Source organism: Thermobrachium celere DSM 8682 (assembly GCF_000430995.1).
Lineage (GTDB): Bacteria > Bacillota > Clostridia > Clostridiales > Caloramatoraceae > Thermobrachium > Thermobrachium celere.
Genome location: NZ_HF952013.1, coordinates 1 through 1325 on the forward strand (window position 1 = coordinate 1; position 1325 = coordinate 1325).

Below are 1325 nucleotides of genomic sequence, written 5' to 3' on the forward strand. Positions count from 1 at the left end.
GAAACAGGTCAGGCTGTATATGAAAATCATCGCTCAAATTGCGGAGCAAAAATTAAATAGCTACAGCCGAAGCTTTTATAAAGTATGCAGAAACAAAAATTCTTAAAGATAAATGGTCCGTCGATGCTGTAGTAGGTTATTGTAAAAATGACCCTGCTTGGAAGGATAAATATATTGTTTCTACTAAAACATTGTACAACTATATTGATAAAGGCTTTTTATCTGTACGCAATATAGATTTACCTTTAAAACTACGCTTAAAACCTAAGAATAAAAGAATTAAGCAAAATAAGCGTATTTTAGGTAAAAGTATTGATTTAAGACCAGAAGAAGTAAATACCCGTGAAGAATTCGGACATTGGGAAATAGATACTGTCATTGGTAAAAAGTCCGGTGATAATGCTCTCTTGACTCTAACAGAGCGTAAGTCCCGTTATGAAATAATGATAACTTTAAATGCTAAAGATAGTAAATCTGTTGATGATTCAATAAAAAGCTTATGGAGATGTATAGTGATACTTTTAAACATGTATTTAAAAGTATCACAGCTGACAATGGGGTTGAATTTAGTAATTTAGAAACTTTGCTTAAAGAATATGGTATAGAGGTATACTATACTCACCCTTATTCTTCCTTCGAAAGGGGTACTAATGAACGTCATAATGGTCTTATACGTCGTTTTATCCCTAAGGGTAAAAGCATCAAAGACTTATCTTTTGATACAATTCAAAGGATTCAAAATTGGATGAATAGGTTGCCACGTAAATTGCTAAATTACAAAACCCCAGAAAAATATTTTTATGAAGAACTATCGAAGATTGCTTAATCCCATATTTTGAATATTATAGATGTCGCTTGTGGTTTATCAAGGGTAAAGCTCCGCCTGCTACGCAGCCCTTGACAAACCCATGCACTCCATCTCCTGTTATTATTAAGATGGGCTTAAGGCTGATTTTGACTATTGTCAGTCCTATTCTACATGATTTTTCACAGGGGTGTTGCATTTAATATTGCAATTTAAGCTACAATTTTGTAAATAAAAAGGTATTGAATTTTTTCTTCTTTTTTAATAAAATATTAGTATCCTAATAAGGAGTAATGTGTATGGAAGGGTATGTAGTTACCAAAGTATTAAGCAATAACGTTGTTATTACTCAAAAAGATGATGAGATTTTTGTTTTAATTGGTAAAGGAATAGGGTTTGGGAAAAAGAAAGGGGACCCTATAACAGAAAAGGACATAATTGAACAGAAGTTTATTCAAATAAAAAGTGAGCATGCAGAAAATTACAACAGGCTACTTAATACAGTTAATGAAGAAATAGT

At 31.9% G+C, this 1325-nt stretch carries 1 protein-coding gene and 1 pseudogene; both read left to right on the plus strand.

Translation table 11 applies throughout. From position 1 onward, the window contains the following. Window positions 1-826: pseudogene (locus TCEL_RS14005) on the plus strand (IS30 family transposase); the annotation flags it as partial. 278 nt (window positions 827-1104) lie between these two features. After that, a partial coding sequence (locus tag TCEL_RS00555) for a CAT RNA binding domain-containing protein (RefSeq protein WP_040683689.1) occupies window positions 1105-1325 on the plus strand: 221 nt, incomplete at its 3' end.